The following is a 19,118-nucleotide window of genomic DNA, read 5'->3' on the forward strand; positions in this document are numbered from 1 at the left end:
AATTAGTTACAAGATTAGTTTAACAGTAGAGTGTTAATTCTGTTTCAACGTTCTGTAAATAATGAGTAAAGGAATGTAAAGGTTATGTTTGCCTCATTTTTATAGCGTTCAAATTGGGATTAGATTAAATGATCACTCGAAAATAAATGCAATCACTTCGATTGGATATACTTGCCAATTCGCTTCATTGCTTCTTTTAAGGTAGCTAAATCAGCAGCATAGCTGATTCGTACATACCCTTCAGCCTCTTGACCAAAAGCAATCCCTGGAATGATGGCGATTGCTTGTTGCTGAGCTAAATCTACACAGAATTTCATCGAATCTTGTAGATATCCTGCAGGAATTTTAGCAAAAATATAGAAGGCACCATTTGGTCTGGCAACTTCAAATCCAAAAGAGGTCATTTGCTCATAAACGAAATCTCGGCGTTCACGGTATTCTTCTTTCATCACTGCAGCATCATTCATTCCTTCAATCAATGCTCTGACAGCAGCTTTTTGAGATATAGTCGAAGCCGCTGTGACTAAATATTGGTGGACTTTGATGATTTGCGCAATCAAAATTTTCGGTCCAAAAATAAATCCGATTCGCCACCCCGTCATCGCATGTGATTTTGATAGTCCATTAATTAAAATGGTTTGGTCTGGAATAAATTCAGCAATCGATACATGTTGATCTTCATAAGTTAATTCACTATATATTTCGTCACTGATCACAAAAATTGGATAGTTTTTCAATACATCAGCGATGGCTTTGACTTCTTCACGAGTATACGTTACACCAGTCGGATTGCTTGGGTAATTTAGAATAATTGCTTTGACTTTATCTCCATGTTCTTTCATTGCACCTTCGATCATTTCAGGAGTCAATACAAAATCATTCGGTGTTGTATCGATATAAATTGGTTCTGCTTGTGCTAACGTGATTACGGGTTCATAGCCTGGATAGATTGGCGCTGGCATCAAGACTTTATCCCCGGGTTCCAAAATGGATAATAAACTTGCTGAAATAGCCTCTGTTGCTCCTACAGTGACTAAAACTTCAGACGCTGGTTGATAGCTGACACCATATTTTTCTTTCATAAAAAAAGTAGCTGCTTCACGAACATCCGTCAACCCAGACATACCTGAATAATGCGAAAAATTTTTGTCAATCGCATCATGTGCTGCTGTTTTTACGTGTCCTGGGGTATTAAAATCCGGCTCACCTAACGTTAGCTTTATGATGCCCTCAATATCTGTTACTTGTTCGTCAAATTGTCTGATCGTTGAAACAGCAATTTTATAAACTTGCTTGTTAAATCTTTTCGTTAAATCCATGAAACCATCTCCTCATACCGTAATGGTTCGACCTTCAAATCAAATTTACATCAATCGAAACGTTCGTGTGTTAATTGTACTTTCTTAATGGAATTATCATAGCATAATTTACCGTAAAATGAAATTTGTATTTCAAAACTCCGTGTTTTCTTTTCAAATTCACAGATTAAACTTGCGAAACTAATGTTGCTTCTTTATAGTTAAAGGAAATGAAAGGAGCGAGTTAAATGAAAGGTATCAGAAATATCACACCGTATGTTCCAGGAGAACAACCAAATTATCCAGATATGATCAAATTGAACACCAATGAAAATCCCTATCCGCCCTCACCCACTGTTGCTACAGTCTTGAAACATTTTGATGCTGAGCAACTAAAACGATACAGTTCCGTTGATAATCTCGCTTTAAAAACAGTATTAGGGGGTAAACACGGGTTATCTCCTGATCATTTTTTAATCGGTAATGGCTCTGATGAAGTGTTAGCTTTTTGTTTTCTTGCATTTTTTAATAGTTCAGATCCTATTTTATTTCCAGATATCACTTACGGTTTTTATAAAGTTTGGGCTGAATTGTTTAAGATTCCATTTAAAGAATTACCGCTGAATAATGCTTTTGAAGTAAATTGTAACGATTATATACAATTAAACGGTGGCATAATCATCGCTAATCCCAATGCACCTACTGGGTTATTCAAACCATTGTCAGAAATTGAGAAGTTGTTACAAAAGAATCAAGACGTTATTGTGATCATTGATGAAGCCTATATTGATTTTGCGGATCAATCAGCTGTTTCACTTTTAGATAAATACCCCAATCTAATTATTATTAGAACGTTCTCTAAATCACGTTCTTTGGCTGGTTTAAGAATTGGTTATGCAATCGGTAATCCAGAATATGTCAAAATTGTGGAAAGCATTAAATCTTCTTTTAATCCTTATTCTGTTGATATGTTGGCTGAAAATATAGCGGTTGCCGCTGTTTATGATGAGGAATATTATTTAGGAATAACGGCTGAAATTTGTAAAACCAGAGATTGGTTTTCTAAAAAAATTGAAGAAATAGGATTTCACTCTTTAGAGTCAAAAACCAATTTTCTCTTGCTCACACATCCAGAGTTGGTTATTGAAGAGCTTTATCATTATTTGGAAACGAAAGATGTTTTTGTTCGATATTTTCCAAAAATCGAACGATTGAGCAATTACTTACGAATTTCAATTGGAACGCAAGAAGATATGGAAATAGTGTATCAACTAATGGCCGATTATATATGGAAGAAAACAACATAATGGTTTATTAATCAACTGTTCATTTAAACTAAAAAATCACCCTTATTTAATAGGATGATTTTTTAGTTTAAATTGTATACGTCAGTTCAATTAAGACTCTAAAGTGATTTTCTTTTTAAAACAGCTGTTTTAATTCTTTTATAAAAAATTGTCCAATCGAACTAATTGCTTTATTTTTTTGGTATAAAACACAAATCTTGTTGTTGGTACTTTCTGCCAATGGAACTAATCGGATTTCTTTTTTGGTAAATCCAGTCACTACACCAGATCCAGATGCATAAGCATCAGTCTCTACTAGTAAATTCATTAAGGTTCCACGATCATTCGTATAAATCACCGTTTCTTGTTCCTGATTCTCAATCAAATCTTCTGAAAAATAGGCAAAATTGCTTCCTTCTTGTGTAAATCGAACTTGAGGATAGCAGCATAATTGGTCCAACTCGATTTCTTTTTGTTTTGCTAACGGATGGTTTTTGCCAAGAAAAATATGTGTTTTGAAGCTGCCTACGACATCAAATGTTAAATTTGCTTGCTCTAGATATCGCTCAATCCCCGTTTGATTTTGACTATTTAAATAAATAATACCAAGTTCACTATGATAACTTTTTACATCTTCGATTACTTTCAAGGTTGTTGTCTCGAATACACGAAAATTTTTATATTGGTCTTTGAATTGCTGAATGACTTTCCCCATTACTTCTCCTAAGAAATCATAATGCTGAGATGAGATCGAAAAACGTTCACTTTTGGTCACTTCTTGATAGCGATTTTCAATGATTTCCATTTGTGTCAAAATTTTTTCCGCATGTTCTAAAAAGGTCAACCCTTCATCTGTCAAAGAAGCTCCTTTGTTGGTACGGATAAATAGAGTTACTCCAATTTCTTCTTCTAATTCACGAATCCCATTCGAAAGACTGGGTTGTGTGATAAATAATTTTTTTGCCGCTTCTCGGAAACTACCGTTATTCGCAACAGCTACAACATATTTCATTTGTTGAATATTCATAGATGTTCTCCGCCTTATTCAGAAAAATAGATTTTACGTCCATTCAATGCTTGGACTGGACGATTATTAAACGGTAACATACCTTCGTAGATTCGTTCAAAGAAATCTTGATCCATTTTTTGGATAGAATCGAAAACAAACCAATGAACAGGCCCTTTTGTTGGAGGTGTTGTTAGCGATCCTAAATAATGGAAATGCGACTTTTGTTCCGGTAAAAAAATAGAAGGATCAAACCATTGTTGATGGGTTTCAGAGTTCCATTTAAGTGTCGTTTGTTTTTTTGAGAACCTATTTTCATCTTCAGTGATCGTAAATAAACAACCTACAACCAAATTATCACCAGAGTTATTCATATGAACTAGATGAAATTCCAACGGTGCATGTTCACCATCAAAGGTATGCTCACTCGGTGTGTGAAAATGAATATCGGTCAAATAATATTTTTCATCTTCAAAAATCACGTAACTTTCTGTATTCGGTGGAACAAAGTGAAAGGTATTTTTAAATTCTTTTTCTGTAAATTCTTCTGTTTTATAACAAAAATCGATGGCTCTACTAGCTGACGCCCCGTCGGTTACGTTTTTGGATAAATCAACGGGCGATTGATAAGGATATTTAGCACCTGTTGAAAACCAATCGCAAAGTGTATGCCAATGCTCCGGTCCAACATCGCCTTTGTATCCCCATTCTACGTCCATATTTCGAATTTTTTTCATCAAACCCCACCTTCAGATTTTATCATTTGACTAACTGTATCCTAAAAAATATGAACAGTCAATTTTCAATAGCTGTTTTGCTATTTTTGTACTCAAAGTATATCATATTTGATGAATAATTCGGTCAAGAAAAAGCATAACCTTTGAATACGTAATCAAAAATCATGCTTCTTATATTATTCCTATTTATTTAACCAATTTTCCGGATCTTGTTTCCACTCTTTTAATAATGCTACATCGTTTTTTTCAATATAGTCTGATTCTAACGCCGCATCGATCAATGTTGAATAATTTGTTAGTGTTATTAAATCCATTTTTCGATGAGCAAAATTTTCTTTTCCTTTTGGTAATTCATACGTAAAGATAGCCGCCACACCTAAAACATCTGCCCCTTCACGTTCCGCCGCATCTGCAGCTTCTAAGACACTTCCGCCAGTTGAAATCAAATCTTCAATCACAACCATTTTTTGTCCTTTAAAAATTCGGCCTTCAATTTGATTGCCTTTCCCATGCTCTTTCGCTTTACTTCGAACATAAACCATAGGTAAATCTAAGATGTCTGCTACCCAAGCAGCATGAGGAATCCCAGCTGTTGCAGTGCCAGCAATAACCTGGACATCAGGGTATTCTTTTTTGATTTTTTCTGCTAATCCTTTGGCAATATCTTTACGAACAATCGGATAGCTCATTGTAATCCGATTATCACAATAAATTGGGCTTTTGATTCCACTTGCCCATGTAAATGGTTCATTCGGACTTAAAAATACTGCTTCAATTTCTAATAAATCTTTCGCAATTTTTTTGGCTAATTCTGTCATTATCTTGCTCCATTCCACTCATTTTTTATTGATTGATAGGCTTCATATGGATTTTCAGCTTGTGTAATTGGTCGACCAACTACAATATAAGTTGAACCAATTTTTTTTGCCGCGATTGGTGTCACTACGCGCTGTTGATCTCCAACTTCACAGCCGCTTGGACGTATACCTGGTGTTAAGCAAACAAACGTTTCACTTGTCGCCTGATGAATGTCTTGTGCTTCTAATGCAGAACAAACCACACCGTCTAGTCCAGCTTTTTCCGTACATTTTGCATAATGCAACACGCTGTCTTTCAGAGGTACTTCAATCAATTGGTCTTTTTGCATTTCTTTTTCACTCGTTGAGGTGAGCTGGGTTACAGCAATCAAGATTGGCACTTTCGCTCCAGCTTTCGTCCCTTTTTTTAGTCCTGCTTTAGCGGCTTCCATCATCTTGACACCACCAGCAGCATGAACGTTTGTGATATCAACACCCAGTTTTGCTAAACCAATCATTGATTTCTCAACGGTGTTAGGGATATCGTGTAACTTTAAATCAAGAAAAACAGAATGACCTAACCCTTTCAACCAGCGGACGATTTCAGGTCCTTCTTGATAAAACAGTTCCATCCCTATCTTAACGAATAACGATTCTTCTTTGGGGAAATTGTCTAAAAACGCTTCTACTTCTGCTTTTGATGGGAAATCTAGTGCGATAATCGGTCGTTGACTCATCGATTTTTCCCCTCTCTAACTTCTTTTATTAGTTGTTCCAATGATTCGATGCCAAGTTCTGCCATTCTACTAGGTAAAGCATCAATCAATTTCGGACAGATATATGGATCGGTAAAATTAGCAGTTCCAACGGCTACCGCACTTGCTCCAGCCATAAACATCTCTAAGACATCATCCACTGTTTGGACTCCGCCCATGCCGATAATTGGTAAACTAGAAATTTGTGAAACCTGATGAATCAAACGAATGGCTACAGGTTTGATTGCTGGTCCCGATAATCCTCCTGTTTGATTCGCTAAAATCGGACGACGGGTCTTTAGATCGATCCGCATGCCTAAAAGTGTATTGATCATCGAAAAACCATCTGCACCTCCAGCTTCTATTGCTTTAGCTACAGGCACAATATCTGTCACGTTCGGGGAAAGTTTTACGTAAATCGGAACTTTTGCTACTTTTTTGACAGCTTGAGTTAGTTGAAATGCCACTTCTGGATCAGTTCCAAAGGCAATCCCACCGTGTTTTACATTTGGACATGAAATATTTAGTTCTATTGCTTTGACATTTGGTGCGTCACCGATTTTAGTACACACTTCAACATAGTCTTCTTCACAAGCTCCCGCAACATTGGCAATGATTGGTATATCATACGCTTCTAATGCCGGGAGTTTCGTATTCATGACTACATCTAAACCAGGATTTTGTAGGCCTATCGCATTTAACATTCCGCTAGGTGTTTCAGCTACTCTTGGCGTAGCATTTCCAAAACGTGCTTGTGGCGTTGTCGCTTTGATCATGATGGAGCCAAGTTTGCCTAGATCATAGTATTTAGCATATTCTTCACCAAACCCAAAACAACCACTAGCAGGAATGATTGGATTTTTAAGTTCTAACCCAGGAATACTGATTGCTAACGAATTATTCATCATAAAACCACCTCGCTGGCTCTAAAAATCGGCCCTTCATCACAAACTTTGACGCTTTTTGTCCCTGTTTCATCATCTGGCACGTGACAAACACAGGCATAACAAGCTCCCATACCACAGGCCATTCGTTGCTCTAAAGAGAGAAAAACATTTGGATTATCGGAAAAAACTTGTGCCACCATTTTTAACATGCCATTGGCACCACAAGCATAAACAGCATCTGGTTGCTCTTTTTCAACTGCATCTAACAACAAATTACCAACATTTCCTTGAACACCGAACGAACCGTCGTCAGTCGCAAAACGTGTATCACCTAGAGCGATAAATTCATCCTGAAAGTAAGCAACCTCTTTAGAGGCATAACCAAGAAAATGTACAACGTCAACCCCTCTTTGCTTCAATTGTTTTGACAGCTCATACATCGGTGGAATACCGATCCCACCACCAATTACATAGGCTTTTTGACCTACCGTTAAACAGTCAACATCGAAGCCATTTCCCAAAGGACCCATCACATCTAGAGAATCGCCTGATGTGAGTTCAGAAAAAATTTTAGTCCCATCCCCTTCAGTTCTGTAGATGATTGTACAAGTTTTCGCTTTTTTATCAATTTGGTTGAGGCTGATTGGTCTTCTTAAAAGCATATCTGCTCTAGGGACTTTTATATGGATAAACTGCCCAGGTTTTTCCATTTCATTGACTAAATCACCCGTCAATGTCATTTGGAAAATTCTAGGTGCTAATTGTTTTTGAGAGAGGATGGTCATTAGTTCCTGTTTCATTTATGATACTCCTTTACAACTTTTTATTGTACTAGAATAGGTTAGGATGTGACTCACAACGTGATGACCCAACCTCAAGAAATTAGATTGATTTAGTTGAAAATGCTCGTGATTCTAAGACTTTTAAAATGGCTTCTGCCGTATCAAGAGAGGTTAAAAGTGGAACCCCGTGTTCTACCGCTTCTCGACGAATCAAAAATCCATCTTGATTTAGATCGGAGCGATTTTTATCCATCGTATTAACAACTACTTGTGCTTCACCATTACGAATCAAGTCAAGAACTGTCTCTCCCCCTTGATTTATTTTAAGAACCGTTTTCACTAGTAGGCCATATTCCGCAAAAAATTCTGCCGTCCCTTTGGTTGCAATCAAGCTATAACCAATCTCATTGAAACGCTTCGCTAATGCCAATGATTCTTCTTTCGTTTCATCCGCTATAGTAAATAATACAGCTCCAAAACTTGGCAAGTGAAGTCCAGAAGCCTCAAAAGCTTTATATAATGCTTTTTCTAAACTGTAATCTGATCCCATCACTTCGCCCGTTGATTTCATTTCAGGTCCTAAGTACGTGTCTACTTTTTGAAGTTTCGTAAAAGAAAATACGGGCGCTTTAATGTGTACTTGTTGGCTTTCAGGATATAAACCATCTTTATAGCCTAAATCTGTTAGTTTTTCACCAAGAATTACTTTTGTTGCTACTTGAGCCATCGGAATTCCAGTAATTTTGCTTAAGAATGGCGCTGTTCGACTAGCTCGAGGGTTGACTTCAATTACGTAAACTTTTTCTTCATGAATAACGAATTGACTATTCATCATACCGACACAATTTAGTCCAATTGCTAATTTTCTTGTGTAATCAGAAATTGTTTGTTGAATTTCTTTGGATAAAGTTTGCGGAGGATAGACTGCCATAGAATCACCGGAATGAACTCCTGCGCGCTCTATATGTTCCATTATTCCTGGAATCAACACTGTTTGACCATCACAAATTGCATCAACTTCGCATTCTTTACCTATTAAATAACTATCGACTAGTACAGGATGTTCCGGAGAAGCTTTTACAGCATTGCTCATGTAATCTTCTAAATCAGTTTGATTCTCAACAATCTCCATCGCCCGACCACCAAGAACATAACTTGGGCGAACTAAAACAGGATAACCAATTTTATTGGCCACTGCCACCGCCTCTGCAGCACTGGTCGCAGTATCACCAGGCGGTTGCGGAATATCTAGTTCTTGTAATGCTTGTTCAAACAAATCACGATTTTCAGCTCGATCTAGATCATCTATTGATGTTCCAAGAATCTTCACCCCTTGTCTTACTAAAGGTTCCGCTAGGTTGATTGCGGTTTGGCCGCCGAACTGAACAATAACACCCATTGGTTGCTCTAGTTCGATTACATTCATCACATCTTCTAGTGTTAATGGCTCAAAATAAAGTTTATCTGAAATTGAGAAATCTGTTGAAACAGTTTCAGGATTACTATTCATAATAATTGCTTCAAAGCCTGCTTCCTGAATCGCTTTTACAGAGTGAACCGTTGCATAGTCAAACTCTACTCCTTGACCAATTCTGATAGGACCTGAACCCAGAACTAATACAGAAGGTTTTTCAGAGGGAATACTTTCATTTTCAGATTCATAAGTGCTGTAAAAGTAAGGCGTTTGAGATTCAAACTCTGCAGCACAAGTATCGACCATTTTATAAATAGGGAGAATCTTTTGTTCATGACGAAACTTCCTAACGGTCTGTTCTGTGACTTCCCATAATTCAGCAATTTTTCGATCGGTAAAACCGTTTTGTTTTGCTTCTTTCAAACGTTCGACATCGTTGATATTCTCTTGCAATGCCGTTTCTAATTCAAAAATGTGCAGCAGTTTATCTAAGAAGAATAAATCAATCTTGGTAAGCATGGCCAGATCCTCAATCGTAAATCCTCTTCGAATAGCTTCTGATAGGTAGAATAATCGGTCATCTTGAGCTTTCACAATTTTTTCAGTCAATAGCTCATCGCTAACGTTTTCGACTTCTGTTAATTCGTTATGGTATGCGCCGATTTCAAGCGAACGAACCGCTTTTAATAACGACTCTTCGATGTTTCGTCCTATCGCCATCACTTCTCCAGTCGCCTTCATTTGTGTTCCTAAGCGCCGTTCCCCTTTTTCAAATTTGTCAAAGGGCCAACGAGGAATCTTTGCAACAACGTAATCCAACGCTGGTTCAAATTCAGCATAAGTTGTTTCTGTAACTGGATTTTTCATTTCATCTAAAGTTAAGCCTACAGCGATTTTCGCAGCTAGTTTCGCAATTGGGTACCCGGTTGCTTTACTAGCTAAGGCTGAGGACCGAGAGACGCGAGGATTTACTTCAATCACATAATAGTTGAAACTGTGAGGGTCTAACGCTAACTGAACATTGCAGCCTCCTTCTATTTTCAAAGCTCTAATGATTTTAAGGGATGCATCACGGAGCATTTGATATTCATAATCAGATAAGGTTTGGCTTGGTGCAAAAACGATTGAGTCTCCTGTATGGATTCCAACTGGATCGAAGTTTTCCATGTTACACACAACAATCGCATTATCCGCTGAATCGCGCATTACTTCATATTCAATTTCCTTAAAACCGGCGATACTTTTTTCAATCAAGCATTGTGTTGCAGGAGATAATTTCAGACCATTTTCAGCAATGATCCGCAATTCTTCTTCGTTATCACACATTCCACCGCCAGTTCCACCTAAAGTGAATGCAGGACGTACGATAATTGGATAGCCAATTGCATTAGCAAATGCTACTGCTTGTTCAACAGTGTTGACAATTTCACTTTCAGGAATAGGTTGATTTAACTCTTCCATCAGTTGCTTAAATAGATCGCGGTCTTCGGCTTGGTCGATTGCCTCTAATTTTGTTCCTAATAATTCCACTTTCAGTTCGTCTAAAATACCAGAAGCCGCTAGTTCCATTGCCATATTCAGACCCGTTTGTCCACCTAAAGTAGGCAATAATGCATCTGGACGTTCTTTTCTCAAAATTCGTGAGACAAATTCTAATGTGATAGGTTCGATATAAACGTGATCCGCAATTTCTTTGTCCGTCATAATGGTCGCTGGATTTGAATTGACCAAAACGACTTCGTATCCTTCTTCTTTTAAAGCAAGACATGCCTGTGTGCCGGCATAATCAAATTCTGCGGCTTGGCCGATAATAATTGGCCCCGAACCAATAACCATGATTTTTTTGATATCTGATCTTTTTGGCATTAGTCTTGCTCCTTCCATGCATCCATTAATTCCATAAATTCGTCAAATAAATGAAGCCCGTCATGAGGTCCTGGAGCCGCATCTGGATGATATTGCACTGTGAAGGCTGGGTATTGGCGATGTCTGACTCCTTCAACAGAACCATCATTTACTTCAACGTGAGTAATGAATAATTTTTCAGGATCAACGGTTGTTTCATCTACTGCATAACCGTGATTTTGAGAAGTAAAGTCGATTCTTCCTGTTGCAATTTCTTTAACTGGATGGTTTAATCCTCGATGACCAAATTTCATCTTGTAGGTATCGGCTCCGTTCGCTAAGGCAAACAGCTGATGACCTAGACAAATGCCAAAAATCGGTACTTTACCTTGAATCACTTGAATCATCTCAAGTGCTTCTGGTACATCTTTTGGATCTCCAGGTCCATTTGTCAGCATGACACCATCTGGTGAAAGCTCTAAAATTGTTTCAGCAGTGGTATTATACGGTAAAACAGTTAAGTTGCACTGACGTTTGGATAACTCACGTAATATACTATGTTTTAATCCAAAATCAACCACGACAACATTTCGACCGATACCTGGACTTGGATATGGTTTTGTTGTAGATACTTGAGCGACTTGATTCTTTGGTAAAACCGTTGCCTTTAACTGATCAAATTCATGTGTCAAGTCGTCATCTGCATCAACAAACGCAGCTTTCATTGTCCCAACTGAGCGAAGTTTTCGTGTTAGAGCGCGAGTATCAATTCCAGAAATCCCAGGAATTCCTTTTCTTTTTAAAAATTCATCCAATGTCATTTGAGCACGCCAATTTGAAGCAAGTCTTGCATGTTCTTTAACGACTACTCCTTTACATGTTGGCGAAATCGATTCATAATCATCACGATTAACACCATAATTTCCAACCATCGGATAGGTAAATGTAATAATTTGACCATTGAAACTTTGATCAGTGATTGTTTCTTGATAGCCTGTCATACTTGTTGTAAATACAACTTCGCCAACAACATTAACAGCTGCACCAAACGCTTTTCCTTCAAAAACAGTTCCGTCTTCTAGTATCAATAGTCGTTTCAAATTTATGCATCTCCCTTAGACCAAGCTGATTTACCATCAACAAAGGTCATTAATGTGTTCCCTTTTACTTTCCAGCCAACAAATGGAGTATTGATTCCCATCGACTCAAAATCTTTATCATCAATTGCTTCTTCCAACTCTAAATCGAAAACGGCAATGTCTGCTTGAGCACCTATTGTGAGTGTCCCTGCGTCTATACCGAAAATTTCAGCAGGCTTGGTTGCCATCCAGTTGATCACTTGTTCTAAGGTAAATTTTCCTGTTTCAACAAAGTGGGTATAAATTAATTGAAATGCAGTCTCACTTCCAACGATTCCAAATGGTGCTTTTAGAAACGTTTGATTTTTTTCTTCTAAGCCATGGGGTGCGTGGTCTGTTGCAATGCAGTCAATCGTGCCATCCAATAATCCTTCGATTAAAGCCTCTCGATCTGAGATTGCTCTAAGTGGCGGATTCATTTTCCAAAAACCATTGTCTTCTGGGATATCTTCATCGACTAAAATCAAATGGTGCGGAGCAACTTCTGCTGTTACGTGAATTCCAGCTCGCTTTGCATCGCGGATTACCCGAACACTTTCTTGTGTAGAGACGTGACAGACATGGTAGTGAACTCCTGTTTCTCCTGCTAAAACGACGTCTCGAGCAATCTGTGAAGCTTCAGTAGAGCTTAAAATCCCAGGTAACCTCAGTTTTTTTGAGATTTCGCCTTCGTGCATTACCCCACCAAAAAGAAGTGATTCATCTTCTGTATGAGCCACGATCGCCATATCGTTCGCTGCCGCTTCTTTCATTGCAAGATACATTGTCCCAGCTGTTTGTACCCCTACGCCATCATTTGTAAATGCAAAAGCTCCAACTTCTTTTAACGCTTTTTGATCAGTCAATATTTCGCTGCGTAATTCTTCTGTAATGGGTGCATACTGTAGAACTTTTACTACCGCATTTTCTTCAATGATTTTGTATACATCTTTTAATTTTTCCGCAGTATCAGGGACAGGATTTAAGTTAGGCATCGCGCAAACGGTTGTATATCCACCTCTTGCAGCTGATTTACTACCTGTTTCGATTGTTTCTTTGTACGTAAAGCCCGGCTCTCTCAGATGCACATGTACATCCACTAATCCAGGTGTCATCAATTGTCCTTTAGCATCATAAACTTTTTCAAAGGTACTTTCTTCAAAAGATGTTCCGATTGCTTTGATCTTGCCATCTTCAATCCAAATTTCTGCTAGTATCAATTGATTGTCTTTCTTTACGATTCTGCCATTTTTGATAAGTGTTTTCATTTTGTTCACCTATGCCTTTCCGTGTAATACTGCCTCTAAAATTGCCATTCTCATATAAACGCCGTTACTCATCTGCTGGATGATTCTGGATTGAATTCCTTCAACTAAAGAATCTGCAAGCTCTACGTCACGATTGACAGGCGCTGGATGCATGATAACCGCATGTTTTTGTAATTGTTTTGCTCGTTCAACCGTTAAACCGTATTGCTGATGATACTCCTCTTTCGAAAACAGTTCCGATCCATCATGACGCTCATGTTGTACTCTAAGTAGCATCATAACATCTACTGTTTCGATCACTTCATCTAATGGCATATAATGTCCATACGCTTCAAATTGCTTATCGTACCACTCTTCTGGCCCTGAGAAAAAGATTGTTGCTCCTAATCGTTTTAGCATCTGCATGTTGGATTTTGCAACTCGGGAATGAGTGATATCGCCCACGATTGCGATTTTTAATCCTTCAAAGTGTTTAAATTCTTCATAAATTGTCATTAAATCTAGTAGACATTGAGTAGGATGCTGTCCACTACCATCTCCACCATTGATAATGGAACACTGGATTGTTTTACTTTGGATCAGTTCATCGTAATAATTTTCTTCCCCGTGACGAATGACTGCCACATCCACTCCGATTGCCGACATAGTCAGCACTGTATCATAAAGCGTCTCACCTTTTTTTACCGAGCTCATACTTTCTTCGAACTCGATGACTTCGATGCCTAATTTTTTCTCTGCAACATCGAAGCTCTTGTGCGTCCGTGTACTATTTTCAAAGAATAAATTTGTCGCAAAATATTGTTTTTTCTCCGGTTGCCAAGTCGCTCCTTGTTTAAACTCTTGCGCACGGTGAATCAAGCCCATTACTTCCTGATCACTTAATGCTTCTACTGTTAAAAGATGTTTTAAACTGATACGTTCAGATGTGATGATCATTCGTTTTCCTCCTTATTAACAAAGCTGAAAGAGCTTGGTTAGACAGATTTTTCTTCGCTACGTGCTGTTTCAGGTAAAATCAAGTTCAAAATAATGCCTAAAACTGTTGCTAAAGCCATTGATGATAACTCAAAAGTATCCAATTTAAAGACTAAACCTCCGATACCGATAACTAGAATCACTGAGGCAATCAGTAAATTCTTCTTCTTATCAAAATTAATTTGATTATCAATCAAGATTTTCAACCCACTAGCAGCAATAACTCCGAATAAAACAAAACTGATTCCTGAAATGACTGGACCGGGGATACTTAAAATGATTGCACTTAATTTCCCTACAAAACCAAGCCCAACAGCGAAGACTGCGGCACCTGCAATAACGAACACACTGTGTACTCGCGTAATGGCTAACACTCCGATGTTTTCTCCATAACTTGTGACTGGAGGTCCGCCAACTAAACCAGCAACGATTTGAGCAGCACCATCACCCATCAAGGTTTTTGATAAACCTGGATCTTGGAAAAAATTCCGTTTAGTAAGTTTGTTTAAAACCATTAAATGTCCGATATGCTCTGTCATCGTAACAAAGGCGATGGGTGCCATTGTTGTGATTGCGTTTAAATGTAGTTTTGGTTGATATTGAACAAAAGGGACTTCAAAATTGGGCATAGCAACCCATGCTGCATTTTTAATTGGTTCGACATCTACGATACCGAACAATAACGCAACGAGGTAGCCACTTACGATGCCAAGTAAAATGGGAATCAAGCCCAGAAATCCTTTGAAAAACATGTTATAGAAAATTGTTAAACCAAGTGTGATCAATGCGACTGCAATGAATTTAAAATCATATTCGCCTTTGTTAAACATCGCATTATTTGCAGCATTAGAGGCAAGCCCTAATCCGATGACCATCACGACTGGACCGACTACAATTGGTGGTAAAATTTTGTCCAGCCAAGCTGATCCGATTTTACTGATTATAATAGAAACGATTAGGTACACTAATCCTGTTGTGATAGCCCCTTGTGCGATTGCTGGGTAGCCATCGCTTTTCATCAGCATCTGCATAGCTGCGATAAACGCAAAGCTACTTCCTAAATAAGCAGGAATTTTTCCTTTTGTTACGAATAAATAGACTATTGTTCCAAGTCCTGAACTTACTAACGCAATTCCCGGATCGATTCCTACTAATATTGGCACTAAAACTGTTGCACCAAACATTGTGAATAAATGCTGTAAACTTAAACCGACCCAATGTGTTGCCTTTGGTCTATCATGAATATCTAAAACTGCTTCATCATTACGAAATTCTTTTTCTGTCATCTTAACCTACCCTATCTTTGCTATTGTATTTGACTACTCTTCTGTGCTTGCGATCAGAATTCGATCTGCGCCATCTTTTTCTTCTACTTCAACAATGATTTCTTCTGCCATTGAAGTTGGTATATTTTTCCCAACGTAATCTGCTCGAATTGGAAGTTCTCTATGCCCTCTATCCACTAGGACTGCCAATGAAATCTTTCTTGGTCGACCAAGATCCATCACTGCATCCATCGCTGCTCGAATCGTCCGACCAGTAAAGAGTACATCATCGATCAAAATCACTTCTTTCCCTTCTAACGAAACTGGAATATCAGACGAGTGTAGTTCTGGTTCTTCTAATGAACGTTCTTTCATAGATTGTCCGTCCATATCGTCGCGATACAAGGTAATATCCAATTCACCTACTGGAACTTCAATGTGCTCCAATTGCTTCAAGCGTTCAGCTATTCTTTGAGCGATATAAATACCACGTGTTTTGATTCCCACCAATACGATATCTTGGATTCCTTTGTTTCTTTCGATAATTTCATAAGTGATTCTTGTTAACGCTCGTTTCATCGTTACTGCATCAACGACTTCTTTTCCTTGCATTTTTTCTCCTCCTAAATATATAGTTTTTACCGATGCCTTATGAGCTTCCTGTTTCAGTGTAAAGGCGTTACACTTGCTCTTTTTCATGTGTGTCTGTTTTTCCTAATTTTAAGTAGTTGAGGATATTTGGGAATGCAGTACTTATGGTAGCTTCGCTCACTTCGTTCGCCAAGTACTGTTCGTCATCTGTTCTGCAAAGCAGTCGCAATGATTCACAGCAATTCACACCAAACAAAAAATCCTCCCACCCGCGTTCGGATAGGAGGATTGAATTATCTATACAAAGATACCATTCAATTCACACAGATTTTTTCTAAGCGCACCTAGAAATTGTTCTGCATGTCTCCTTCTTAGCCTCACGGGACTACTCTTAAAGGATTACTTATTTAATTTTCTTTCTAAAACAGTGTACCTTTTCTTTTAAAATAAATCAATCATTATTTCTTAATTGGTCTAAAGTTTTTTCGAAAAGTTCAGGTAAAGGTGCTTCAAAGACCATCATTTGGCCAGTTGTAGGATGTTTGAATCCTAATACTTCAGCATGTAAAAATTGTCCATTGCCTTTTAACGTTTTTCTTGGACCGTATAATGGATCACCAGCCACTGGATAGCCGATGTATTTCATATGCACACGAATTTGATGTGTGCGTCCAGTTTCTAATTGTAGTTGAAGTAACGTAAAACCTTCAAACCGTTCTAAGACTTCAAAATGTGTCACCGCAGGTTTTCCGCCTTCTATAACAGCTTGCATCTTCCGATCATTTTTTGAACGACCGATTGGGGCATTGATTTCACCTTTATCATGTGATATTTCACCATGAACCAAGGCAATATATTTTCTAAGTGACGTTTTATCCTTTAGTTGTTCTGCTAAAGCAATATGTGCTTTATCATTTTTGGCAACCATCAATAAGCCCGAGGTGTCTTTATCGATACGGTGAACAATACCAGGACGAATGATTCCATTGATTGAAGACAAGTCCTTTATGTGGTATAACAAAGCATTTACAAGCGTCCCATTCTGATGTCCTGCCGATGGGTGAACGACCATCCCTTGTGGTTTATTAACGACTAATACATCATCATCTTCATACACGATTTCAATTGGAATATTTTCTGCAACAACATCAAGTTCTTCTGGTTCAGGCACATTGATACTGATCTCGTCGTTTTCTTTTACTTTGTAATTTGAGCGAGTAATATCACCATTGACGGTTATATTTTGGTCTTTTAACCACTGCTGAATTTGCGAACGGGAGTGATTTTTCAATAAATCACTTAGAACTTTATCGATCCGTCCTTTTTCTTGTTTTATTTTTACATTAATTTGTTCCATTTTTTCCATCCTTCGCTGCTTTTTCGTCTAAAACCAAATAAATAAAAATACATATCACGCCAACTACTAGCGCAGAGTCAGCAACATTGAATATAGGAAAGCTAATAAATTCTGTTTGGAACATATCAACAACAAAACCTAGACGAATGCGATCGATAAAATTACCGATAGCGCCCGCTAAGACTAAACTCAAACCGACTGTAAACCATTTACTTCCATTAATATTTTTTACTAAGATATACAACACTACGGCTACCACAATTACCGTAACAATATAGAAAAACCACATTTTCCCTTCTAAAAGGCTCCAAGCGGCACCTGTATTTCGAAGGTAAGTAAACGATAATACCCCTGGGATAAACTCTTTTGTTTCGCCCAATGGAATATTGGCTACCGTTAAATATTTGACCCACTGATCTAAACCGACCAATACTGCACTGATAATTAAATAAACTGCTAACAACGGCTTTCATTCCTTCTCTAAATTATTATATAGGTCTCTTGGACGGATAATACCAAGCAAACTGCCATTTGGATTGCCATCTTTAGTAATCAAGATGGCTTCTAATCTGATTTGACTCACAAACATTTCTTCAACTTGAAACACCGTTGTTTCTTTACTGACAAATTGGTAATTGTTCTCTTTATAATTACTTACCAAAAGTTCAGAAGCGTTTCTTCCTTCTAATTGGATATCTCCTTTTGAACTTTCGATCGCTAACCAAATTCCTAATCCTCGAACAGTTATCAACCCTTTAAATATCCCACTGTCATAGATTGGAAATTGCGAATACTGTTTACGAGCTACAATTGATAAAATTTCTTTAACCGAAATAGTTAAATCGAATCCAGTTACCTTTTTTGCAAAACGTGGTAAAACTTTTTCAGGACTAAGCAGAGATTTCTCAATTTCCAGCATGCGATTAACTGCCCATTCATTCGGTTCGGCTATTACAAAATCAGTTGAAATCTGTTCATGAACAATCGCATTTCGCAGTTGAGCCATCTGCAATAAATCATCTTGAAAAAGCGGGACTTGACTGTCTTTTTTTCTTGATAGTCTGCGAACCATTTCGCTGAAGCCCATATTTGTTGGATTATTTAATTGTTCACGAAACCACTTTTCAATGCGGTTAAAACTGCTTAAAAACTCTTCAGCTCTATCGCCCATCATATTTTCTCCTTGATTACATATGCTTTATTTAATATTGACAATACATAAATAAAATACACCACAAGTAACAGTATGATTCCAAAGATGTTTAAATGTAGCACTGGAACCAATAACATGCCAGTGAAGAGTATAACATAAATTGAGATCAGTGTTGGGTTCATCGTAACTTCTAACTCTACTGTCTGACCTAAATCTCGCACCGTTATGGGGGTACTTTTCATAAAGAAAAAAGCAGCCTGAATTGTGCATTCCATTTCATTTGTTTCAACTTGTTTTGTTTCGTTATGGCTTAAATAAAACCATTTTATGTCATTTCTTCTTATCTCGATTGGACTGCCCATCCCATAAAATCCGGTATTTCTAGTACAACGAATATTCATGTTGATTCCTCCTCGAGCTTTAGTTTAAAGTATATAACAAAAATCCGCGTACTGGAAGAAAGAAGTTGATTTTATGAGAATTAAATAGAAAGACTTTGCAACCAAACCAATTGATTTACTGCTTTTATTATAAAAATCAATTCAACATTTTGAACAGTTTTTACATGTGTTTTCCCATAATCC

The 19,118-nt window shown here is 37.7% G+C and carries 18 protein-coding genes; 1 reads left to right on the top strand and 17 read right to left on the bottom strand.

The window, feature by feature from the left end:
• Nucleotides 1-152: 152 nt before the first annotated feature.
• Nucleotides 153-1,319, bottom strand: coding sequence for a pyridoxal phosphate-dependent aminotransferase (locus IGJ34_RS08320; RefSeq protein ID WP_111247911.1), 1,167 nt, complete (start codon nt 1,317-1,319; stop codon nt 153-155).
• 227 nt (nt 1,320-1,546) lie between these two features.
• On the opposite strand from IGJ34_RS08320, the gene hisC reads away from it, so the two are divergent.
• Nucleotides 1,547-2,605 carry a histidinol-phosphate transaminase gene (gene hisC, locus IGJ34_RS08325; RefSeq protein WP_111247912.1) on the top strand — a complete coding sequence of 353 codons (1,059 nt, stop codon included), beginning with the start codon at nt 1,547-1,549 and terminating at the stop codon, nt 2,603-2,605.
• A 115-nt stretch (nt 2,606-2,720) separates the two neighbouring features.
• On the opposite strand, the gene IGJ34_RS08330 is transcribed toward hisC, so the two are convergent.
• From IGJ34_RS08330 to IGJ34_RS08405, 16 genes are all read right to left on the bottom strand, one after another.
• Nucleotides 2,721-3,611 (bottom strand): LysR family transcriptional regulator, encoded by an 891-nt coding sequence (locus tag IGJ34_RS08330; protein ID WP_111247913.1) that lies wholly within the window; start codon nt 3,609-3,611, stop codon nt 2,721-2,723.
• 14 nt (nt 3,612-3,625) lie between these two features.
• Nucleotides 3,626-4,327, bottom strand: coding sequence for a carbonic anhydrase family protein (locus tag IGJ34_RS08335; RefSeq protein ID WP_111247914.1), 702 nt, complete (start codon nt 4,325-4,327; stop codon nt 3,626-3,628).
• Nucleotides 4,328-4,509: 182 nt separating this feature from the next.
• Nucleotides 4,510-5,145 carry an orotate phosphoribosyltransferase gene (gene pyrE, locus IGJ34_RS08340; RefSeq protein ID WP_069654846.1) on the bottom strand — a complete coding sequence of 212 codons (636 nt, stop codon included), beginning with the start codon at nt 5,143-5,145 and terminating at the stop codon, nt 4,510-4,512.
• A complete protein-coding gene (gene pyrF, locus IGJ34_RS08345) occupies nt 5,145-5,861 on the bottom strand; it encodes an orotidine-5'-phosphate decarboxylase (protein WP_430597210.1) in 717 nt (238 codons plus the stop codon). The genes pyrE and pyrF overlap by 1 nt, the downstream gene beginning before the upstream one ends.
• Nucleotides 5,858-6,787, bottom strand: coding sequence for a dihydroorotate dehydrogenase (locus IGJ34_RS08350; RefSeq protein WP_069654844.1), 930 nt, complete (start codon nt 6,785-6,787; stop codon nt 5,858-5,860). The genes pyrF and IGJ34_RS08350 overlap by 4 nt, the downstream gene beginning before the upstream one ends.
• Nucleotides 6,784-7,566 carry a dihydroorotate dehydrogenase electron transfer subunit gene (locus IGJ34_RS08355; RefSeq protein WP_206836392.1) on the bottom strand — a complete coding sequence of 261 codons (783 nt, stop codon included), beginning with the start codon at nt 7,564-7,566 and terminating at the stop codon, nt 6,784-6,786. The genes IGJ34_RS08350 and IGJ34_RS08355 overlap by 4 nt, the downstream gene beginning before the upstream one ends.
• 82 nt (nt 7,567-7,648) lie before the next feature.
• On the bottom strand, nt 7,649-10,828 hold the full coding sequence (gene carB / locus IGJ34_RS08360) for a carbamoyl-phosphate synthase large subunit (RefSeq protein WP_430597211.1): 3,180 nt from the start codon (nt 10,826-10,828) through the stop codon (nt 7,649-7,651).
• The gene (locus IGJ34_RS08365; RefSeq protein ID WP_430597212.1) at nt 10,828-11,907 is read right to left on the bottom strand and encodes a carbamoyl phosphate synthase small subunit; all 1,080 of its coding nucleotides are present in this window, start codon (nt 11,905-11,907) and stop codon (nt 10,828-10,830) included. The genes carB and IGJ34_RS08365 overlap by 1 nt, the downstream gene beginning before the upstream one ends.
• Before the next feature lie 2 nt (nt 11,908-11,909).
• Entirely contained in the window at nt 11,910-13,193 is a 1,284-nt protein-coding gene (locus tag IGJ34_RS08370) for a dihydroorotase (RefSeq protein WP_430597213.1), read from the bottom strand.
• 9 nt (nt 13,194-13,202) lie between these two features.
• Entirely contained in the window at nt 13,203-14,129 is a 927-nt protein-coding gene (locus IGJ34_RS08375) for an aspartate carbamoyltransferase catalytic subunit (protein WP_111247921.1), read from the bottom strand.
• A 38-nt stretch (nt 14,130-14,167) separates the two neighbouring features.
• Nucleotides 14,168-15,454: a solute carrier family 23 protein gene (locus IGJ34_RS08380; protein WP_069654838.1), complete on the bottom strand. Its 1,287-nt coding sequence runs from the start codon at nt 15,452-15,454 to the stop codon at nt 14,168-14,170.
• Between the two features lie 33 nt (nt 15,455-15,487).
• On the bottom strand, nt 15,488-16,045 hold the full coding sequence (pyrR, locus tag IGJ34_RS08385; protein WP_206836380.1) for a bifunctional pyr operon transcriptional regulator/uracil phosphoribosyltransferase PyrR: 558 nt from the start codon (nt 16,043-16,045) through the stop codon (nt 15,488-15,490).
• Nucleotides 16,046-16,475: 430 nt separating this feature from the next.
• Entirely contained in the window at nt 16,476-17,381 is a 906-nt protein-coding gene (locus IGJ34_RS08390) for an RluA family pseudouridine synthase (protein WP_069654836.1), read from the bottom strand.
• Nucleotides 17,368-17,844, bottom strand: coding sequence for a signal peptidase II (gene lspA, locus IGJ34_RS08395; RefSeq protein ID WP_069654835.1), 477 nt, complete (start codon nt 17,842-17,844; stop codon nt 17,368-17,370). The genes IGJ34_RS08390 and lspA overlap by 14 nt, the downstream gene beginning before the upstream one ends.
• Nucleotides 17,845-17,850: 6 nt before the next feature.
• Nucleotides 17,851-18,552 (bottom strand): CBS domain-containing protein, encoded by a 702-nt coding sequence (locus IGJ34_RS08400; RefSeq protein WP_069654834.1) that lies wholly within the window; start codon nt 18,550-18,552, stop codon nt 17,851-17,853.
• The gene (locus IGJ34_RS08405; RefSeq protein WP_430597214.1) at nt 18,552-18,935 is read right to left on the bottom strand and encodes a hypothetical protein; all 384 of its coding nucleotides are present in this window, start codon (nt 18,933-18,935) and stop codon (nt 18,552-18,554) included. Before IGJ34_RS08405 ends, IGJ34_RS08400 begins: the two co-directional genes overlap by 1 nt.
• Nucleotides 18,936-19,118 lie beyond the last annotated feature (183 nt).

Source organism: Enterococcus sp. AZ177 (assembly GCF_050544585.1).
Classification (GTDB): Bacteria; Bacillota; Bacilli; order Lactobacillales; family Enterococcaceae; genus Enterococcus_L; species Enterococcus_L plantarum.